The organism is Thermogutta hypogea (assembly GCF_055386265.1).
This window is the reverse complement of record NZ_AP042425.1, coordinates 3,459,675-3,480,101: the sequence shown is the minus strand read 5'-3', so window position 1 is coordinate 3,480,101 and position 20,427 is coordinate 3,459,675. Positions and strand designations below refer to the sequence as shown.

Sequence of the window (20,427 nt, the reverse complement as noted above, 5' to 3'; positions counted from 1 at the left end):
AGACAGGCATGCCCGATTCGTTCTTGCCCGCTACCATCCTCCCCGACTCCACGATGCACCTGGTCCACGCAGCCATGCAGTTCGCGGCGGCGGTGCGACGCCGGTGGCGTGTGGCGGCCTCCGTGCTGGTCGCCGCGGCGCTGTTGGGCGCCCTGTACTACGCCACGGCCGAACGCATCTACTCCGCCAAGGCCGAGCTGCTCATCTTGCAGACCGGCGAGAATTCGCTTTCCCCCACCATCGAGGTGCAGTCCAGCCGCGACAACAGCCTCATGCCGACGTTCGTCAACCTGATCTCCAGCGCCAAGGTCTTGCAGGGGGCGTTGAAGCGACTGGCCCCCGAGGATATCGCCGTCGATCTGGCGCCGGACGCGCCCGACAAATGGGTCAAGCAACTGCAAATGCGGCTCACCGCCTCGGCCGTTTACAAGACCAACATCATCACCGTGGCCTACGAATCCAAGGATCCCGCCACGGCGGTACGCGTGGTCAACGCCGTGGTCGATTCCTACCTGGAATTCATGCGCGAGACGCATCAGGGAACGGCCACGGAAATCGTGCAAACCCTGAACAAGGAAAAAGACGATCTCAGCGCCCGTCTCAGCGAAAAGGAGCAGCAACTGCAAGACCTCAGCCGATCGCTGGGGGCGTTGGACTCGGGCGGGAGCGGCGGCCAGCTTCTCCATCCGCTGGTGGAACGCGCCAAGACGTTCAACGCGGCCCTGATCGAGGCACAGAAGGAACGCGTCGAGCTGGCGGCCTCGCTGGCGGCCCTGCAAGCGGCGATTCGCAACGGCGAGGACCTGCGGCAATATTTGAATACGATGTCCGACGCGGTGGGCCGCGAGATGCTGCTCCAAGGTCTGGGGTTCAATCCCCAGGACGCCACGGCCCGGGCGGAGGCCGAGCGGCGCATCCTGGAGGACCAGGTCGCCCTCAACGCTTTACGGGAGCACCTGGGCGACAACCATCCGCGGGTGCAGCAACTGATGCAACGCATCGCGGCCAACCAACTCTACTTGCAGGGATTCCAGCAGCGGTTGCGCGACCGCCTCAGCGCGATCGAAGCCGCCGAACTGGGGCCGACCTTGCTGGCTCTGATGCGGCAGCGGTTGGCGGAATGCGTGGAAAGGGAAAACTCGCTCGCGCAGCAGTACGAAATCGCCCGCGCCGAGGCCGGCCAATTGGCCGGCGGCCTGGCACAGATGGAAATGCTCAAGAACGACATCGCCGGCTTGCGTGAGTTGTACGGCGGGCTGGTCAAGCGTTTGACGAACATCGAGCTGTCGCGCGACCTGCGGGCCTCCCTGATCACCGAACCGGTGGAGAATCGGACGCCGGTCTCCCCCAGCCCGTCGCGCACTGCGGCCATGGTGCTGTTGCTCGGCTTGGGCCTGGGCTTGATGATCGTGTACGTGCTCGACGTCATGGACGACCACTTCCGCTCGGTCGAGGAGATCCAGTGGCAGTTGAAAACGCCGGTCTTGTCCGTGGTACGAGAAATGGACGTGCGGAGCGGCGGGGGGGCGGCGTCCATCGAGGTGGCTCGAGACCCGGCCGGCGCCGCCAGCGAGAGCTTTCGCACTCTTCGCACCGCCATCGCCCTGCACGAGGAGCGAACGGAGAGGATCATCATCACCAGCGCGGAGCCGGGCGACGGCAAATCGACCGTGGCCGCCAATCTCGCCGCCGCCTTCGCGCAGAGCGGCAAACGCACCCTGCTGATCGACGGGGATCTGCGGCGTCCGGGCCTCTCCACGCTGCTGGGACTGCGGGGACGCGAGGGGCTCTCCGAAGTCCTGCGAACGGAGTCCCCCGTCGCCGAAGCGGCCGAAAGCCGCATCTACCGCGACGTCATCCCCGCCCTCGACGTCCTGCCGTGCGGCGCTCGGCCCGTCAATCCCGCCGAATTGCTGGCATCCGCGCGGATGAGCGAACTGCTCACGTGGACGGAGTCGAACTACGATCAAGTCATCATCGACACGCCGCCGGCGCCCCTGGCCAGCGACACGATCATTCTGGGGCGGATGGCCGACGGCGCCCTGCTGGTCATGCAGCCCCTGAAGAATACCCGGAGGACGCTCTTCCGCGCGATCGAACACCTGCGGATCCTCAAGGTCCCGCTGATCGGATTGGCGGTCAATCGGCTGCCGGGCGAAGAACAGGCCCGATACGCCGGCTACTCGGGCGACTACTACGGCGCGGAGGCCGAGGAAACCGAAGCCGTGACGATCCCGGCGGGGCCCCATGCGGAGAAGTCCGCCGAAGAAACCGCGCTGGGCGGGGAACCCGCGGAAGACAAGCCGGCCGAGGCGTCCCCGCCGGTCCGCGGCCGAATCGTACCGCGACGAGTCGCATGATGCCATGGAAATCCGGCCATCGCAGCGAGCGAAGCCTCGGAGTTCGCACTGCGTCGAGGAAAGCTGCCGAACGATGTCGGTCAACCCAAATCACGATGCTTCGAGCGGCGCGCGATCGGTCTGGATCCGCCTCTGCGATCAAGGCTTGGACGCCCTGCAACCGGTCTGCCTCTTCGGCGTGCCCTTGATGCTCGGCGGACGTCACCCGTTGGGCCACTTGCTGTTGGCGACCACGGCGGGAACCATGCTGCTGCTTTGGTGTCTTCGCCGAAGCCTTTCCGCCCGAACCTCCTTCACTTGGACCGGCGCGGAATGGTTTGCCCTGGCCGGCATACTGCTTTTGGGACTGCAATCGGCGCCGATGCCCCCGGCCGTCCTCGCGCGCTTGTCGCCGGCGGTCCCGTCCTTCCTGCCGCTCTGGTTCCAATCGGGAAACGGGGCGTTGAGTACGTGGCCCTACCTCAGCCTGACGCCTGAGGAAACGCGGCTCTGCCTGATTCTGTTTCTGTCCTATTGCGCCGTATTTTGGGTCACGGCGCAACGGATTCGGGCGGTCGAAGACGTGGAGCGGATATTCCGTTACCTTGCCTGGGCCGTCATGGTCGTCGCGGGGCTTGGCATCTTGCAACAGGTTGCCGGCAACGGCAAATTCTTCTGGTTCTATCAGCATCCCTATTCCACCACCGCGGACGCCGTCAAGGGCTGCTTCACCAACCGCAATCATTTCGCCGACTTCTTGGCCCTGGGCATCGGTCCGCTGCTATGGTGGGCGTTCGGCGGCCGAGACGCCCTCCGCCGAGCAAAGGACGCTACTTCGCACCGGCGGAATGCCGCGTGGGCCATCTCGTCGTGGAACGGCGGCAAGCCCGGTCGGCAGGGCACCCTCGCCTCGCACGCCGCCGAGGGCGAATGGCTCCGCGTGGTGCTGCTCGGCATGGTCCTCTTCGCCGGGTTGTTGTCGTTATCCCGAGCCGGGAACGTCGTTCTGGCCCTGGCCCTGATGATCACGGCGGCGGCCTTGTTTCGCGGAGGGATCTTGCGACCCCGCGCCCTCGCAGTGCTGGGATTCGCGGTCGTGGTCACGGCGTCGGCGCTGGCGATTTTCGGCCGCGACCGCGTCCGGGAACGGTTGGACGACCTGGCGACCCTCTCGTGGGAGACTTTGGATCGGCAAGAAAGTCGCACCACCGTTTGGCAAAACACTTGGCGTGCGGCGCGGGATTTTCCCCTTGTCGGCTCGGGAGCGGGCAGCTTTCGCTTTGTGCAGGCCCTGTACGAAGGTCCCCGATCTCATGCTCATTACTACTCCCATGCCGAACAAAGCTATCTGCAAGTGTTGCTGGAAACGGGCTTGCCCGGGCTGGCATTATTACTAACCGGTTGGATCCTGGTCTTCTCCCGAGCGGGCCGGGCCGTCTTTCGCGGTCGCGATCCTCGGCATCGCATGGCGGCCGTCGTCGCGATCGCCGGACTGACCGCGCACGCCTTGCACGGCCTGGTCGATTTCGTTTTTTACGTGCCGGGGCTGACCGTCACCGCCGTGACACTGGCGGCCTGCGTTTGGCGTTTGGGCGATTTCGCGACGCAGCCGGCCGCCGCCTTCAGGCGCGGCCTTGCGCAATGCGAATCCCCCGGGCGCGGCAAACCAAGCATCGCGGCCTTCATCGGTGCGAGTGCCGACAAGACCGCAGCAACGCCCGCGCGGCGCCTCGTCTGGTCGGCGGCGGCCCTCTGCGTCGCCGTGCTGACCGGAGTCGTCGTCGCGGACCGAATTCCGGCCGTCTTCGCCCAGCAGATGTGGGAAAGATACCTGATCCTCAGTCGCGCTTCCGAAACCGCTTCCATGGAGGCTTGGCCGGGAGACGACGGCGCATCCTCGCCGGAGCGGTCGGCCGAATCCGAGCGACGCTTAATCGAAATCTTGACCCGCACCACGGAACTGGAACCACGCTGGGCCGAGCCGCGCTTGCGCCTGGCTCAGGCCTATCTCCGTCGCTTTCATGCCCTCCAGCTCAGCGCCGAGAATGCCATGCCGTTGTCGCAGATACGGGACGCGGCCGTGCAATCTCAGTTCCCCAACGCCGCAGCGCTGGAGGATTGGCTGGCGGCCGCGATCGGGGAGCATCGCCGGTTGCTGTACCTTGCCCGATACGAGGCCGAGCAAGCCGTCCGGCTTTGCCCCTTGCTGGGCGAGGCGTATCTCGTGCTGGGCGAGCTCGGCTTTCTAAGGGGAGAGGGGGACCCCGAATTGCGCCGGTGGACCGCTCAAGCGCTTCGGGCGGCGCCCCACAGCGGCAACATCTTGTTCGAAGCCGGATTGCAGGCCTACTTGGCCGGCGACGAGGCCGGCTGGATCGACTACTGGCGCCGCGCCTTCCATGCCGGAAGCGTGTACCGGACGCGTCTCATCCGGCAGCTCGCCGGTCGGGCACCGCCGGAACACATCGCCGATGAGACCGAGTTCCTCTTGCACATTTTCGAACCGGATCTGGAAGGGGTCCGATTCATGTACCGCTACTACCGGAAAAGCTACTCGGCCGAACAATTGGCACCGTTGGCGCGGGCCTATTTGTCGGCCCTGCAATCGCAAATCGCGAAAATGGAAAACGACCCCGACGCCGAGGCTCAATTGTGGTTGGAAACGCATTTCGTGCGGCTGGAATTGGGCGACACGGAGGGAGCCGTCGAGGCCGCGCGGCGGGCCGTGGCCGTCGCTCCCAACCATTACCAGGCCCATTACCACCTGTCCCAACGATTGGAGGAACAGGGACGCTGGGCGGAAGCGACGGAGCACGTGCGCTGGTGCTTGCTGCGTCGGCCCGGTCATCGGCCGCTGGAACGACGGCTGGCGGCCCTTCGCGAGCGACAACTGTCGGAGGCCGCGCAGCCGACCGCCGTGGCCGCCCGAGAAAACGACGCGGCGCAGCGCTGAGCAAGCCGCTTGGCCGGGCGGGACCAAGCAAAAAACCGCCTTGCCGAGCGGAAGCAAAATCCGGTATGAATGCCGCTGCCGCGTCGGTCATGGGCGTCGGGCGGAGCGCGCCGCTATTATCGCCCGTACCCGATGCGAGACGTTGCAACCGCGGCATGGAAGCTGCGGGGGATCGCCGCGGCAAGGCGTCCGAAGAAGCCTGATCCGTCGGCGCTTGCAAGGAGGAAGACGTGAGATCGGAGCCGTCGTTCCGTCGAGACAGCGAGCAGGGAGAAGGCCGGCCGTCATCCTTCGGCGGACAGCGCCCTCTTGTCCCTCGCTTGGCGGAACCGGAAAGCGACGCGGCGGATGCCGGGGCTGTTATCCGCGACGTCCCTCGCGACGCGGTCGCCGCGAACGTCCGCCTGTCGCCGCTTCGCGCCGACCATGAGGAAGACGCGACTCCGCCCCGCCTCCCGCCGGAAGACCCCGGCGCGGCCCGCGGCACTTGGCGTCATCACCTTCGCGGTCTGTTGGGAGCGGCGATGCTGCTCCCATTCTTCGTCGGGGCCTATTCTGCCGCCTTTTGGCTGAGATTCGAAGGGCAGACGCCGCCCCGCGTCGAGCAGTGGTTTTGGAGCACGGTGGGCTACGTCGTCGCCATCAAGCTGGCAGTTTTCATCGGCTTTCGCATTCACCGCTCCTGGGGACGGTTCTTGACCTTTTCCGACCTGGCGCGGCTCGTTCAAGCGGCCGGACTGGCCCTCCTTGCCACGGCCATGGCGGAGCGATTCTTCGGTCCTGCGCAGCCGGCGCCTCGGGCCATTCTCCTTTTGGATTGCGGCGCCACGATCGTGCTTTTGGGGGGCTTTCGGGCCGTGCAGCGGGCCATGTGGGACCGCAGTTGGAGCAGCTTTTTCTGGAACGGCGCCGTGCCCACCTTGATCGTGGGCGCCGATGAGGCCGGCGAAGGCGCCCTCCGCGCCGTGCTCCGCGACTCCCGCCGACGATATCGCGTGCTCGGTTTCCTCGATCGGGATCCGCGCAAGGTGGGCGGTTGCCTGGGCGGCGTTCCCATTCTCGGCACGGTCGACCGGATCGCCGACATCGCCTCGAAATTGAACGTGCGGGAGGCCTTTCTGGCCGCCGGCGATATCACGGGGCGCGAGGTGCGAAAGTTGGTCTCCGATGCGCGGGCGGCGGGCGTAGCCCTCAAAGTCCTCCCCAGCTATCAGCAGCTTCTTACCGGCCGCGTGGCCCTGCAACCGCAGCCGATCTCCATCCACGATCTGTTGCGCCGCGAACCGGTGGCCCTGGAAATGGACCACATTCGCGACTGGCTTCGCGATCGCGTGCTGCTGGTGACGGGCAGCGCGGGGAGCATCGGTTCCGAGATCGCCCGACAGTTGATCGCCTTCTCCCCCCGCAAGCTGATCCTCTTGGACCGTAACGAAACCGGCCAATTCTTCCTCGAGCGCGAGCTGGCGGATCTCGTCGCGGCGCAGGACGGGGAGCGCCGCGTCGAGATGAAGGTCGTTCTGGCCGATCTTCTGGACCGCGCTCGGGTCGACAGCCTGCTCAAGCGTTATCGCCCGGACGTCATCTTCCACGCTGCGGCCTACAAGCACGTGCCGCTCATGGAATCGCATCCCGGTGAGGCCGTCAAGAACATCGTCTTCGCGACACGGCAACTGGCGGACGCGGCCGAAGCCGCCGGCGTGCAATCCTTCGTCATGATCTCCACCGATAAGGCGGTCAATCCGACCAGTGTCATGGGCGCCTGCAAGCGGTTGGCCGAAATGTACGTCCAATCCCTGACCCGCGAGGCGCGCTGCCGCTTCGTGACGGTCCGCTTCGGGAACGTGCTGGACTCGGCGGGCAGCGTGGTGCAGATTTTCCGCAAGCAGATCGCGGCGGGGGGGCCGGTCACCGTCACCGACCCTCGCATGGAGCGGTTCTTCATGACCATTCCCGAGGCCGCCCGGCTGGTCATTCAAGCCGGCGTCATCGGCCGATCGGGCGAGATACTGGTGCTGGACATGGGCGAACCCGTCCGCATCCTCGATCTGGCCGTCGATATGATCCGACTTTCCGGTCTGGAGGTCGGTCGCGACATCGAGATCAAGTTCGTGGGACTGCGGCCGGGGGAAAAGCTTCACGAGGAATTGCAGGCGGCGGGCGAGCGATCGCTGCCCACGCGGCACCCGAAAATTCGCATCGCCCTCAGCCCGGCCGCGGATTTGTCCGCCTTGCGGCAAAGCCTGGCTCGCCTGCGCCATCTCGTGGATGAGCGGCCCGGCGAAGCCCTGGACGTATTGCGAGAGTTGGTCCCCGGTTACCGCAGCGACACCGCCGCACCGCGGGAGGCGGCAACTGCGGAAACCGTGCGGCTCCGCGCCGCCTAAACCGTTACTCAAACTCGCGACAGGGTGCGGTACTCCGTCATTCGGCGATCCCGGGCGACCTCGATCGCGCGGCGTCGCCGACCGAGCGGCAAGGAAACGAACGCCATGACTATTTCCGACCATCGCCCCGCCGGCTCCGATTCGACGCGGCCTCGCGTGGCATTCATCTTGGGGACGGGGCGGAGCGGTTCGACCGTCCTCGATCTGCTGCTGGGCGCGCATCCGGAAGTCCAAGGCGTAGGGGAGCTCTGCAACGTGGTCCGCAGCGGGTGGATCGCGGCGCAATACTGCTCGTGCGGACGCCGGGCCACGGAATGCGACTTCTGGCAGGCCGTGCGCGAGGCATGGCGCCGGGAATCCGGAGGCGCGGACCCGCGGCACTACGAGTACCTGCTGCAAGCCTTCGAGCAGCGGCGCCTCAGCGCCCTGCGCCTGGCGGGGAACAGCCGTTCCGATCGGCTGACGTTGCCGGCTCGGTCCGGCGTCGCGTTTCGCGATTACGCCGAACGGACGGCCGCCCTATTTCGCGCCATCGCGGCGGTCTCGGGGCGCACGGTCGTGGTGGATTCCTCGAAGAACCCCGCCCGAGCGATGGCCCTCTTGCGGATGGATCGCGATTTCGGCTGCATCGACCTCCGCTTGATCCAATTGGTCCGCGACGTCCGCGGTTTCGCTTGGTCCAACCGCAAGAGCTTCCGCAAAGACGAGGCGAAGGGGGTGCAAGCGGACATGCAGGGTCGGCCGATCTGGAAGAGCGCCCTGGTTTGGGTGTTCGTCAACCTCTGTTCCGACTTTGTTCGCCGGCGGCACGATCGGCGGCGGAGCCTGCTTTTGAAATACGAAGACTTGATCTCCCGGCCCGAGCATGCGCTGAAATCCTTGGCCGACCTCCTCGGCGTCGCCGCCGACCCGTGGTTGGAACTACTGCACGCGGCGGCCCCGTTGCGTCCGGGGCATGTGGTGGCGGGAAATCGGGTGCGGATGGAACGAGAAGTCCGTTTGCGGCCCGATTTGGAGTGGCAGGCCGGGCTTTCGCCGGCCGACCGGCGGGTGTGCTGGATGCTGGCCGGGTGGAAGGCGGCCCTCTACGGTTATCCCATGCACGTCGAGCACGACCGCCGTCCGGCCGTGGCGACACGGCCCCCGGAGCCGGCCCGGGCGATTCCCGCGGGCCACCCCATTCCTCGGCCGCATTTTTCGCGCGCATCCGATAAGCTCGCCGATCGAACAAACCCGCGACCCTCCCTTAGCCCGCATCCCGATGGCTCAGCCTGACGCTCCGTATTCTCACCCTGGGCCGCCGCCGGAGCGAACGACCGCCGGACCGCCCATCCCACGCGCGCTGCCGCCGCTGGGAATTCACTGGAACCTGGCTTGGGTCTTTTCGGGCAATCTGGTGCGATCGGTCGGTCGGGCCGTGCTGTTGGTCCTGCTGGTGAAATGGGCGGGCTGGGAGGCGGCGGGATTGTACATCGCCGCCCTGGCGATCACCGGACCCGTCTTCGCCATCACCGATTTGGGGTTACGCCCGCTGCTCATCAACGACGTGGCTCGCGAGTACCCCTTCCAGCATTACTTCTCGCTCCGGTTGGTGGGAGCGGCGGCGGCATGGACCATCGTGGCCGCACTGGGGCTGCTGTTGGGCTATCCCTTCGGCCGCATCGCGCTGGTCTTGTGCGCCGCGGCAGCCCGCTTCTGGGACGGAGTCTCCGACATCCTGCACGGCGTCCTCCAACGCGAAGAACGCATGGACCGCATCGGCCTGAGCCTCGTCCTGCGGCACCTCCTGGGAACCGCGGCCTTTTGCGGCGTGATCCAATTGGGCGGGACCGTCACCTGGGCGACCGCCGTGGACGCCCTCTCGGCCGTCATCGTCTGCCTTGCTTGGGATCTACCCAACGCGAAACGGCTGCTCCACGGACTGTGGCGGGACGAAGCAGGCCCCCATATCGCCGATGGATCGCCCGGTGCCGCACCGCCGCAGCGACGCCATGGAACCGAGCCATCCGCCGAGGCAGAAACCTGTAAACCGACCGAACCCCGCCGGGAGAACCCCCTACGAAACGCGGAGTCCGTTGCGTTGGTGCGACCCACGCGCCTTTGGGGTTCCCTCATCCGCCACAGCGTCCCGCTGGCGATCACGGCCTTCGAAATCAACCTCATCACCAATGTGCCGCGCTACGTTGTGGAAAGCCTTTTGGGGCCGGCGTCCCTGGCGATCTTCGCCTCCCTTTTGCAATTGGCCGGAATGGGAATGATTATCGTCATGGCCATGGGACAGACCATGAGTCCGCGCTTGGCCCGCTACTACCGCCAGGGCGATCATCACGGATTCCTGCGTCTGTTGAGCGGCGTAACGGCCGTCAGCGCCCTGCTGGGCATCGTCCCTTGGTTGATCGTGATGTCGGGCTGGGGACCCCGCGTTTTGCAATGGCTATTCCGCGAAGATATGGCCCGGCATCAGGATATGGCTGTTTGGGTCATGGGATCGGCGGTGATCTTATACCTGACGGGCCCGCTTGGGCGCGCCCTGGATACCCTCTTACGGTTTAAGACGCACGTCGCCATTCGGACGGCGGCCCTGCTCCTCGTACTCGTCTTGGTGCCGCCGATGACGCAGCGTTACGGTTTGTGGGGGGCCGCCGTGGGATTCACGCTTTCCCAGGCGGTTCTGCTACCCCTCTACATGATCGCCATCGCCCATGCGTGGCGGCATCGCGATCAGACCCCGCGACTCCGCCGCCGGAGCGGTACGGAACGTGTCGCCCAAGACGACCTTGCCGTAACGATCGGCGATGAGCCGCGAACTCGCCGCGCCGCGTGATACGGAGGATTTTCCCACAACCGGTTCCTCAACTCCGCGTTAACCAACCTTCACGATGGCACGGCCGAAGCTTCGACGAGGACCAGCGTTGCGGTGGTTCGCGGGACCGGGCGACGCTCGCCTAGCGCCGACCGTACTTGGCTGCGAATTGCTCGTCGGTGTAGCTAAGATAGACCAGCCCCTCGATCAGCGCCACAAAGCCGAGAATCACGGTCGAGATGCCGAACGTACAGACCCCTAACAATACGCCGACGATCAAATAGACGATGCCTACGGAGGTAGCTCCCAAATAGAACTTGTGTGCTCCCAACGAGCCGAGGAAGATCGCCAGCAGCGAGGCGACGACCCGGTTCGGCCCCGAGATGCCGGGCCCGGATGTGCCTGGTTGCCTTACGCCGCAGCGGGGACAGATCTCCGCCAAGATCGAGATGGCAGCCCCGCAGTGAAAGCAAAAATTGGTATTCCCCGCAGCCGGAGCGCCGGCCGGTTCAACCCGGGCGACGAGGGGATCGTGCAACGGAGGAGGTTGCGGCCCCGGAATCACAACCGTGGCACCGCAGGCGGGGACATACGGCCTTTTTGCCCGCCGTGCCGAGAGCAACCTTGAGTTGCCTCCCGCAGCTCGTACAATTCATGTAAATCGCATCGGTCGACATGATGGATCCTTTTTTGTGACATCGCCCGGGAGTATTCCGGCCACGTTGTCGAGTCTATTCTCGCAAGTCCGACCTTGCAATCTCGGTCTGATCGACAAGGCGATTCCCTTGGCGTAAAACGGCATGACAAGATAGCCGAAAGTAATTCGCGATCTGCCTCTGTCGATTCGAAACAGAGTCCGGAAATCGGCAGAGGGGCCGGATCGGCAAACGGCTCGGAGGGCCGCACGCCGTCTTCCTCGCGCGCTTGAGGAAATCGCGGACCCGCCGGGCGCCGCGAGGCGCTCGCATCGAAAACAAATCGGAGTGGGCACGACGGAGCCGCCCCGCCGAGATGGGGTCGGTTGCCTGTTCCTTGGCCTATCCTTACGCTTGATCTCGCCGACACGGTCCAAGATCGGGGCGTTCTCGACGAAATGCCTTTAGCGAGGCGGTATGCGCAGGGATCCATGCCTTTCTCCACCGGCACCCTCAATCATGGGAGGTTGATTCCTATGTCCGCCAAAACGCTGGGAAAAGTCGTTGTGTGGACCATCGCACTGATCGCTTGTGCCGGGACGCTCTTCGGGATTTGGGGATGGGCGTCCGAGTCGAAGCTCCATCGACGCCTGGTGGAATTGCGGGACCAAGGCACTCCGCTAGCCTTATCCGACCTCGACGCGCGATCGGCTCATGACGGCCGTCAGGCCTTCGAGCTGGTGCAGGCATTGAACGAAGAATTGCGCGGCGTGGATGCGGATTGGCAAGACCTCTGCTCCCCGGCAATCCTGGGGGAAGGCGGGACCCCGATTGCCGAAGAGGTCTCGGCTCGGATGCGTGCCGTCGCCGAACATGCTCGTGCCCGGGAACTACTCCGGCAATTGGCGGACCTGCCGGGAAAGGAACCGTACGCCGTGCCGGGCGAGCAAGGCGATTGGACGGATCGCCTTTTGCCCGTCCTTGGGCAAGTTCGCGGGGTGTATCGCTATCTCAGCGTTTCCGCCGGCTTCTTCCGATCGACGGGCAGGGCGGATCGAGCGATGGACGATGTGCTGGCGGCCGCTCGCACGCTGCGGCGCGGTCCGCCTTGCCTGGTCGGCCATTTGGTTCGGGTGGCATCCCTGAATATCGTCCTTTTCGAAGCCGCCGCAACGCTGTCCGCGGGCACATTCGGAAACGAAACCTTGGACGCCCTGGACGCCCGGCTCGCGGAATTGGACGTCCGTCAATGGTGGCGGGAGGCCGTCCTCTCCGAACGGGCCTACGGATTAGACCAATTGGAACGCCGGCTTGGGTTCGCCCGATACTGGCCGCTCCGTCCCATGTACAACAACACCCTCGCTTACTACGTGGATACGCTGGACCATTATCAGCAGTGCGGCCTGAATGCCCCCGAGACGGCGACGGAAGAGCCGCCTCGCGGGGGCTTATCCTTATGGAACCAACTCGTGGACCTTATGATCCCCGCCGTGCAAGCTTCTCAGGATGCCGGTCGCACGGCCCTTGCCGGAATCAGGTCCCTCCGCGTACAACTACGCATCATCAAGCAAGCCGCCGAACAAGGCGAACCAATGGTGGCGCCTTGGGAATCGATCGATCTCCCGGTCGAGGAAAAGACCGATCCCTTTTCCGGCGAACCCCTCTTGATCCGTCGCACGGACTCCGGGTGGGTGGTCTATTCGGTCGGCAAGAACCATCAAGACGACGGCGGCAAGCTCGACGACCAAAGCGACACCGGCGTGCGAATCAAGTTCTCGCGCTGAACCGCCCCTGAATGCTTCCGGCGCGAGGCTAGCCTTGGCGGGTGATGTACACCCGGCGCTGATGGGGCTCCTCCGGCGTTTCGTTTCCCCCTCCGTTGCAGCGAGCCACCCCGCCTTCAGCGATGCACGGTCGCAGTCGTTACCGAAAGCGCCGTGGAAGGTCCACGACCGCTTGGATGCTACGGCATAGATGAAGTCGCAGTCGCTACCGGAAGCGGTCCGTGGAGGCCCCCCAACGAGAACCCCTCGAATAGACGGAAAGCCTATCCCCTGGGACAGCACAGGCGGGCTATTTGAATCGAATGGGCATTCTGGGGATAATGGCGCACTTGCACAATAGAGCGGCGGGTTGTCAGCTCACGCAAAAGGTCGTACTCTGAACGGTTGATTCTTCCGAACCGAAGATAAGAGGCTTTCACGTCGTGGAACCTGCGGAGCGACTGTGTTCGCGATGGAGAAGCCGGTTTCCCTCCAACACAATGTCGGAATTTTGCGTGGATTGAACCGCAGTCGGACCTTCCTCCGCATACTTCGCGGACCGCCCTATTTCGCGATTGCGATAGGGACGTGCGATGAACTCCGGATCACGGTCCATCCGCTTTGATGACAAGGCCTTGATGCGCCCATGACTTGTTCGATCGGCAGTTTTTTCGTCCCCCCCACCTTCGTAGACTTGCTCCGCCACCGTGCCGAACACCAACCGGAGGATACGGCATTCATCTATTTGGCCGACGGCGAGAACGAAGAGATTCGTATCAGCTACCGAGAGTTGGACCGTCGCATCCGGGCGATTGCGGCCTGGCTTCAGTCGCACGGCTTGTCCGGCGAGAGGGCCTTGCTCTTGTATCCGCCGGGACTGGATTTCATCGCCGCGTTCTTCGGCTGCTTATACGCGGGCGTGGTGGCGGTACCGGTCTATCCCCCGCGCCGCAATCGTTCGCTGGAACGCATCCAAGCGATTTCCGATAACGCCCGGGCCAAGGCGGCCTTGACCACGGCGGCGGTGCGCGAGCGCGTGGACGGCGTGATCCACGACACGCCCGACCTCTTGAACCTGAACTGGCTGACCACCACCGGCCAAGAGCCGGCTCCGCCGGACGACTGGAAGCGGCCGGACATCTCAGGCGACACCCTGGCCTTCTTACAGTACACGTCCGGATCGACCGGCACGCCCAAGGGGGTCATGCTATCGCACTCCAATTTGATGCACAATTCCGCCCTCATCTGTCACGCCTTCGAGCATCGGCGTTCGGGAACCGGCGTCTATTGGTTGCCCAGTTATCACGATATGGGCCTGATCGGCGGCATACTCCAGCCGGTTTTCGTGGGTCGGCCGAACGTCATGATGTCGCCCATGGCCTTCCTGCAAAAACCCTATCGCTGGCTGGCCGCGATTTCGAAGTATCGCGGTACGACCAGCGGCGGTCCGAACTTCGCCTACGACTTGTGCGTCCGTTCCATCACGCCGGAGCAGCGGGAAAGCCTGGACCTGAGTTGTTGGGAGGTGGCGTTCAACGGTGCGGAGCCGGTTCGAGCCGAGACGATCGAACGTTTCTGCGAGTATTTCGCTCCCTGCGGCTTCCGGCGCGAGGCGTTCTATCCCTGCTACGGCTTGGCCGAGGCCACCTTGATCGTGACCGGCGGGTTCGTGCGGCAGCCGCCGGTTCTGCGGCGATTCGAGGCCGAATCGGTGGCGCAGGGCACGCCGAGGCTTACGGAAAACGGCGGCCGACGCGTGCAGACCCTGGTGGGCTGCGGCACGTATCTTCCCGACGTGGAAGTGGCCGTCGTCGATCCCAAGACGCACCGCCGACTGGGCGAGCGCGCCATCGGCGAGATTTGGGTCCGCGGGCCGAGCGTTGCGCAGGGATATTGGATGAATCCCGACGCCACGGCGGAGACTTTCGGCGGGATCATCCGCGACTCCGGCGAAGGACCGTTCATGCGGACGGGCGACCTGGGATTCCTGCTGGACGGCGAATTGTTCGTCACCGGCCGAATCAAGGAAATGATGATCGTCCGCGGCGTCAACGTCTACCCCCACGACGTGGAACGCACGGCCCAGCGCGCCGACCAGCGCCTTCGGCCGAACGCGGGGGCCTGCTTCGCCGTCGAGGAGGACGGCCGCGAAAAGCTCGTCCTGATCCAAGAGGTCGAGCGCCACGTCAAGCAGGGATTCGATGAGATCTTCCAGGCGGTTCGCCGCGCGGTGTCCCTCGAACACGAACTGCCCCTGGACGCCGTCGTGCTGATCAAGTTCGGTAGCATCCCGCGGACTTCGAGCAATAAAATTCAGCGGTTCGCCTGTCGCGAGGCCTACTTGGAGGGCACGCTTGCGGTGGTGGCCGAATGGCGAGCGGGCGCGGCCGCTGCGGCCGAAGAAGCCGCGCCGCGAAGCGCCACGGCCGTGGATTCCCCGGCATCCCTCGCCGCGGCGGAGTCGGCCGGGACGGGCGGCAACGGTGCCGTACGGGCCGCGGCGGAAGCGGTCGCCGACGACGCGGCAAGCGGCCTGCGACGCCTTCAGGAACACTTGGCGGCGGCCGGCAGCGGTGATGCCTGGCAGGCCGCCGGCGGGGGACATCCTCGCGAATCCGCCGAGGTCGCCTCCCCTGCAAGAACTCCCCTCGCAGCCGCCGATCGGCGGCAAATCATCGAGGCCGTGCTGGAAGAAGTGCGGCGCGTCGGCAAGGACCGCGCCGCCGGAATCACCCTCGAAAGCTCCATCGCCGAGTTGGGATTGGATTCCCTGGAACGCATGGAAATCTTGGCCTCGCTGGAAGAGCGCTTCGGCGGCCGGTTCCCCGAGGAAATCCTCCCCGATTTGGAAACCGCGCAGCAGGTGGTCGAGGCCGTGGAGCGCTATCTGGGCGGAGGCGGCGTGGAGATCCGCAACCGCACCGCGTTCTTCGAACCCGGCCAAGAGATCCCGCCCGAGTGCTGGGACGTGGCACGCTTTCCCGAATATGCCGCCTTGCGAGAGAGGCTCCATATCCTGGAAGCGGCCGGTTTGGGAAATCCCTTCTTCACGGTCCACGAGGGAATCACCAACGATCGCACCGTCATCGGCGGGCGCGAGTACGTCAATTATTCGAGCTACAACTATCTGGGCATGTCGGGCGATCCCGCCGTCATCCGGGCGGTTCAGCAGGCCGTGGAACGCTACGGCACCAGCGTCTCCGCCAGCCGGCTGGTCTCCGGCGAAAAGGTCCTGCACGGGGAATTGGAGCGGGGGTTGGCCGAGTTCCTGGGGACCGAAGCCGCCGTGGTCTTCGTGGGCGGACATGCCACCAACGAGACCGTGATCGGCCATCTCCTCAAACCCGGCGATCTGATCCTACACGACGCCCTTTCCCACAACAGCATCGTTCAGGGGGCCGTTCTTTCGGGCGCGCGGCGGCGGCCCTTCCCGCACAATGACTGGGAAACCGCCGATCGCTTGCTGAAGCGGTTTCGGCACGAGTACCGCCGCGTGCTGATCGTGGTGGAAGGCGTGTACAGCATGGACGGAGACATCCCCGACCTGCCGCGCTTCGTCGAGATCAAAAAGCGCCACAAGGCCCTGCTGATGGTGGACGAAGCCCATTCCATGGGCACGATCGGCGACACCGGCCGCGGGATCGGCGAATATTACGCCGTGAATCGAGCCGACGTGGATATCTGGATGGGTACCCTGAGCAAGTCGTTCGGCAGTTGCGGCGGTTATATCGCGGGCCGTCAGGCCTTGGTGGAATACCTCAAGTACACCGCGCCCGGTTTCGTGTTCAGCGTCGGGCTGTCGCCTCCCAACGCCGCCGCGGCCCTGGCTTCCCTGCGCCTCATGCAGACCGAGCCGCAACGCGTGCATCGTCTGCGGGAAAACGCATCACTGTTCCTGCAACTGGCGCGGCAGCGCGGACTGGATACCGGCTTGAGCCACGACTCGCCCGTCGTGCCCGTCATCCTCGGCAATTCGCTTCACAGCATGCTGTTGTCCCAGGCCCTATTTCGACGGGGAATCAACGTTCAGCCGATCGTGTACCCGGCCGTGCCGGAAAGCGCGGCACGCCTGCGTTTCTTCCTCACCGCCAAGCACACCGAGACGCAAATCCGCGACACCATCGACGCGTTGTGCGAGGAGATGGACCGCATCGATCCGTCCTACCGTAGTTCGCGGTTGCAACCCTCCGCGGTGGAATAACCCCGGCTCGGTTCGACCGGAACGTACAAGGCCTCGACGACACCAACGGCTCCGCCACGGGACGCCAAACCGTCATCGCGCGCGGGGCCGTCGCCGTGAATCGATCACCAACCGCTTGAACGGCGGAGCCTCACTGGGTAAAAGTATGGCTACGCCGTCGCGGCCGCGCGGGATGCCGTCTTGTGTCGCGATGACCGTCGGGCCGTCAACCGCCCTGTCCTGCCGACCGCTCCTTGTTGCAGGCGCTCCGCGGGAGCGCATCGCGCATGTTCCGGAACCGCTGGTGAACACTCGGGAGGAAAGCCTCATGTCGCGATCCATCGGTTGGGTTGGGTTCCTGTTGTACGTCGCCTCGCTCGCGGCGGCATGCCTTTGTTCCGGGAAACTCTCCGCGTCGGAATCGGCTCCGCCGGCCACCGTCGTGATCGGAGAAGACGCGGACGCCGTCGAGCGGCTGGCCGCGCAAGAGGTCCGACGCTACGTCTATCAGCGGACGCGCGTCTTGCTGCCCATCGCTTCCGGCGTTCCCGAGAATTCCGACGTCATTCTGATTGCTTACGCCGGGACGCTGGAAAACGGCCGTTGGTGGAAGCGGATGGGACTGGATGACTCCGCGCCGGAATTGGCCGGTCGACTAGCCGCCGTTCACCCCGACGGCTACGTGCTTTGGACCGTACCGCGGGGCGAGCGCCAAGTGTTGGTCGTGGCGGGCCACGACGCGAGTTCGCTGCTCTACGCCGCGTATCGCACGGCCGAGAGCTACGGAGTGAGATTCTATCTGGAGGGCGACGTCCTTCCCGACCGGCTCATCGGTTGGTCCTTGCCGCAGCTCGACGAGGCACGCCGCCCCTTATTCTCTCATCGCGGCATCCAGCCGTTTCACGACTTTCCGGAGGGACCGGACTGGTGGAGTCTGGACGATTATCGGGCGGTGCTGGCCCAACTGCCCAAGTTGGGGATGAATTTCTTCGGGCTGCATTGCTACCCGGAGGGCGGCGTCGGACCGGAGCCGTTGGTGTGGATCGGCACGCCGGATGATATCGGGGAGGGGCCGGCCGTCCGGTTCAGCTATCCCGCCCGGCACTTCCTCACCGGCAATGTGACCGGGGCCTGGGGCTATCGCCCGTGGAAGACCTCCGACTATGTTTGGGGCGCCGATCAGATGTTCGAGACGGATGATTTCGGCGCCGACTACATGCAGGGCTATTCTCCCTGGAACCAAGCGCCCGTCGAAAAGACGAATCAGCTATTCGAAGCGATGGGCGTCACCTTGCACGACGCCTTCCATTTCGCCCGGCTGCTGGGAGTCAAGACCGTCGTGGGGACGGAGACGCCGCTGACCATTCCCCGCGCCGTGCAAAAGCGTTTGGATGCGGCCGGCAAGGACCCCCGCGATCCCGCCGTCGTGCAAGAGGTTTACGAGGGGATGTTCCGCCGCATCATGCAAACGCACCCCCTGGACTATTATTGGTTCTGGACGCCCGAGGGTTGGACCTGGTCGGGGACCAAGCCCGAGCAGGTCGAGGCCACGTTGGCCGACTTGAACGCCGCGGCGGAGGCCGCCCGTAAAGTCGGCGCCCCGTTCGGCCTGGCGACCTGCGGCTGGGTGCTCGGCCCGGAGCAGGATCGGGCCATGTTCGACAAGGTCCTTCCCAAGGACTGGGCCGTCAGTTGCATCAATCGCCAAGTGGGACACGAACCGGTGGAGCCGGGCTTCGCCCAGGTCGAGGGACGCCCCAAATGGGCCATTCCCTGGCTGGAGGACGATCCCGCCCTCAACAGCCTCCAGCTTTGGGTCGGCCGCATGCGCAAGGACGCCGCCGACGCCTTGGCCTACGGTTGCACCGGTTTGATGGGCATCCATTGGAGAACGCGCCAATTGGGGCCGAACGTCTCCGCGCTCGCCAAGGCCGCCTGGGAGCAAGCCGCATGGAATCCGCACTTCGGAAAAGTTCCCCCACCCGAGGCCGTCCCTGAGGAAGGCCCGCAAGGCGGCAATTGGGCGTCCTTTCTCGGCGCCGAAATCGCCGATACCGAAGACGACGTGCTCTACCAGACCGTCCGCTACAATGTGGACGCCTATCACTTCGACGTGCCCAACGGCCGCTATCGCGTGATCCTCAAGTTTTGCGAACCGCACTATGCCGAGGCGGGAAAACGGGTCTTCGGCGTGCGGCTGCAAGGGCAATCCGTCATCCAAGGTTTGGACATCTTCGCCCGAGTGGGCCGGAATCGGGCGCTCGATTACACATTCGAAGACGTGGCCGTGACGGACGGCCGCCTGACGATCGACTTCGTCCGCGAAGTCGAGTTCCCCTCCGTCGCGGCGATTCGACTGGAAGGCCCCGTCACGCGGGCGGTGAACTGCGGCGGCTCGGCTTGGCAGGACTATGCCGCCGATTGGCCCGTCACAGATACCCAAGCCGATCGCTTTTTGGCGGCACACGACTTCTACGTGGACTGGGCGGCAGCCCAATTCGGTCCCGAAGCCGCCGCCGAGATCGCCGAGATCTTTGCCGCGGTGGACGGCCGACTCCCGCGCCCCAGTGATTGGGTCGGCGGCCCCGGCGGCATGAAGCCCGATCCGCGACCCTGGGAAAAGGTCGCCCCGGAATATGCCTTCGTTTCCCAATTGGGGGCCCTGCGGGATCGCATCGTCGGACCGGGTAACCTGGATAGATTCGATTACTGGCTGTACCTGTTCCGCTATATGCGAGCCAACGGACGAGTAAATTGCACGTGGGCGGCCTACAACGCGGCTGTTACCAAGGCCAAACAAGCACCCGACCCGCAGGAGCAACGGCGAATCGCCCGGGAAGAGGCCTTGCCGCTCCGCATCCGGTTGGTTCGAGAGGCGGCGGAGACCCATCGCTACTTGCTGTCCCACGTCAGCACGTACGGCGGCCTGGGCAACGTCGCCAATTGGCAGCAACACGTCTTGCCCATGCTCCTGTACGATCCCGGTGCGGAGTTGGAGCAACTGTTGGGAGAACCCCTTCCGCCGGAAGCTCGGCCGGGAACGGTCTACGACGGACCGCCCCGACTGATCGTCCCCACGCAGCGGACGTTGCTGACGGCGGGCGAGCATTTCCGCCTCAAGGTGATCGCGCTGGGCTTGGTTCCGGACCGCGCGGTCCTTCGTTGGCGACCCTTGGGGGAGGAAGCTTTTCGCGAGGCAGCCCTGGAACACGAGGCCCGCGGCGTCTATCGCGCCACGATACCGGCCCAAGACCTGGTCGGTGATTTCGAGTATTACGTGGAAACCCAAACCGGCGATGCTCGGCTGTGCTATCCGGCCGCGGCCCCGGAAGTCAATTTGAGCGTCGTCGTGCTACGGCCGTGAATCCGC

Annotated in this window: 9 protein-coding genes; 8 read left to right on the top strand and 1 reads right to left on the bottom strand. The window is 65.0% G+C overall.

Annotated elements, in window-relative coordinates; translation table 11 throughout:
• Positions 1 to 8: 8 nt before the first annotated feature.
• From ACZ5B4_RS12525 to ACZ5B4_RS12505, 5 genes are all read left to right on the top strand, one after another.
• Positions 9 to 2,360, top strand: coding sequence for a polysaccharide biosynthesis tyrosine autokinase (locus ACZ5B4_RS12525; RefSeq protein ID WP_464911570.1), 2,352 nt, complete (start codon positions 9 to 11; stop codon positions 2,358 to 2,360).
• A 73-nt stretch (positions 2,361 to 2,433) separates the two neighbouring features.
• On the top strand, positions 2,434 to 5,292 hold the full coding sequence (locus ACZ5B4_RS12520) for an O-antigen ligase family protein (protein ID WP_464911569.1): 2,859 nt from the start codon (positions 2,434 to 2,436) through the stop codon (positions 5,290 to 5,292).
• Between the two features lie 230 nt (positions 5,293 to 5,522).
• Positions 5,523 to 7,676: a polysaccharide biosynthesis protein gene (locus tag ACZ5B4_RS12515; protein WP_464911568.1), complete on the top strand. Its 2,154-nt coding sequence runs from the start codon at positions 5,523 to 5,525 to the stop codon at positions 7,674 to 7,676.
• A 105-nt stretch (positions 7,677 to 7,781) separates the two neighbouring features.
• A complete protein-coding gene (locus ACZ5B4_RS12510; protein WP_464911567.1) occupies positions 7,782 to 8,951 on the top strand; it encodes a sulfotransferase in 1,170 nt (389 codons plus the stop codon).
• The gene (locus ACZ5B4_RS12505) at positions 8,938 to 10,500 is read left to right on the top strand and encodes a lipopolysaccharide biosynthesis protein (RefSeq protein WP_464911566.1); all 1,563 of its coding nucleotides are present in this window, start codon (positions 8,938 to 8,940) and stop codon (positions 10,498 to 10,500) included. Before ACZ5B4_RS12510 ends, ACZ5B4_RS12505 begins: the two co-directional genes overlap by 14 nt.
• Positions 10,501 to 10,621: 121 nt before the next feature.
• Here ACZ5B4_RS12505 and ACZ5B4_RS12500 read toward each other — a convergent pair whose 3' ends face one another.
• On the bottom strand, positions 10,622 to 11,044 hold the full coding sequence (locus ACZ5B4_RS12500; RefSeq protein ID WP_464911565.1) for a TM2 domain-containing protein: 423 nt from the start codon (positions 11,042 to 11,044) through the stop codon (positions 10,622 to 10,624).
• 606 nt (positions 11,045 to 11,650) lie between these two features.
• Here ACZ5B4_RS12500 and ACZ5B4_RS12495 point away from each other — a divergent pair.
• The 3 genes from ACZ5B4_RS12495 (at position 11,651) to ACZ5B4_RS12485 (ending at position 20,421) form a co-directional block, all read left to right on the top strand.
• On the top strand, positions 11,651 to 12,898 hold the full coding sequence (locus tag ACZ5B4_RS12495) for a hypothetical protein (protein WP_464911564.1): 1,248 nt from the start codon (positions 11,651 to 11,653) through the stop codon (positions 12,896 to 12,898).
• Between the two features lie 625 nt (positions 12,899 to 13,523).
• Positions 13,524 to 17,078 (top strand): aminotransferase class I/II-fold pyridoxal phosphate-dependent enzyme, encoded by a 3,555-nt coding sequence (locus ACZ5B4_RS12490; protein WP_464911563.1) that lies wholly within the window; start codon positions 13,524 to 13,526, stop codon positions 17,076 to 17,078.
• Between the two features lie 307 nt (positions 17,079 to 17,385).
• Positions 17,386 to 20,421: a malectin domain-containing carbohydrate-binding protein gene (locus tag ACZ5B4_RS12485; RefSeq protein ID WP_464911562.1), complete on the top strand. Its 3,036-nt coding sequence runs from the start codon at positions 17,386 to 17,388 to the stop codon at positions 20,419 to 20,421.
• Positions 20,422 to 20,427: the final 6 nt, after the last annotated feature.

Bases quoted from the DNA above. Each gene is read 5' to 3' on its own strand.
- ACZ5B4_RS12495 (WP_464911564.1), top strand. From the start codon at position 11,651: ATGTCCGCCAAAACGCTGGGAAAAGTCGTTGTGTGGACCATCGCACTG.
- ACZ5B4_RS12525 (WP_464911570.1), top strand. From the start codon at position 9: ATGCCCGATTCGTTCTTGCCCGCTACCATCCTCCCCGACTCCACGATG.
- ACZ5B4_RS12485 (WP_464911562.1), top strand. From the start codon at position 17,386: ATGTCGCGATCCATCGGTTGGGTTGGGTTCCTGTTGTACGTCGCCTCG.
- ACZ5B4_RS12490 (WP_464911563.1), top strand. From the start codon at position 13,524: ATGACTTGTTCGATCGGCAGTTTTTTCGTCCCCCCCACCTTCGTAGAC.
- ACZ5B4_RS12505 (WP_464911566.1), top strand. From the start codon at position 8,938: ATGGCTCAGCCTGACGCTCCGTATTCTCACCCTGGGCCGCCGCCGGAG.
- ACZ5B4_RS12520 (WP_464911569.1), top strand. From the start codon at position 2,434: ATGTCGGTCAACCCAAATCACGATGCTTCGAGCGGCGCGCGATCGGTC.
- ACZ5B4_RS12510 (WP_464911567.1), top strand. From the start codon at position 7,782: ATGACTATTTCCGACCATCGCCCCGCCGGCTCCGATTCGACGCGGCCT.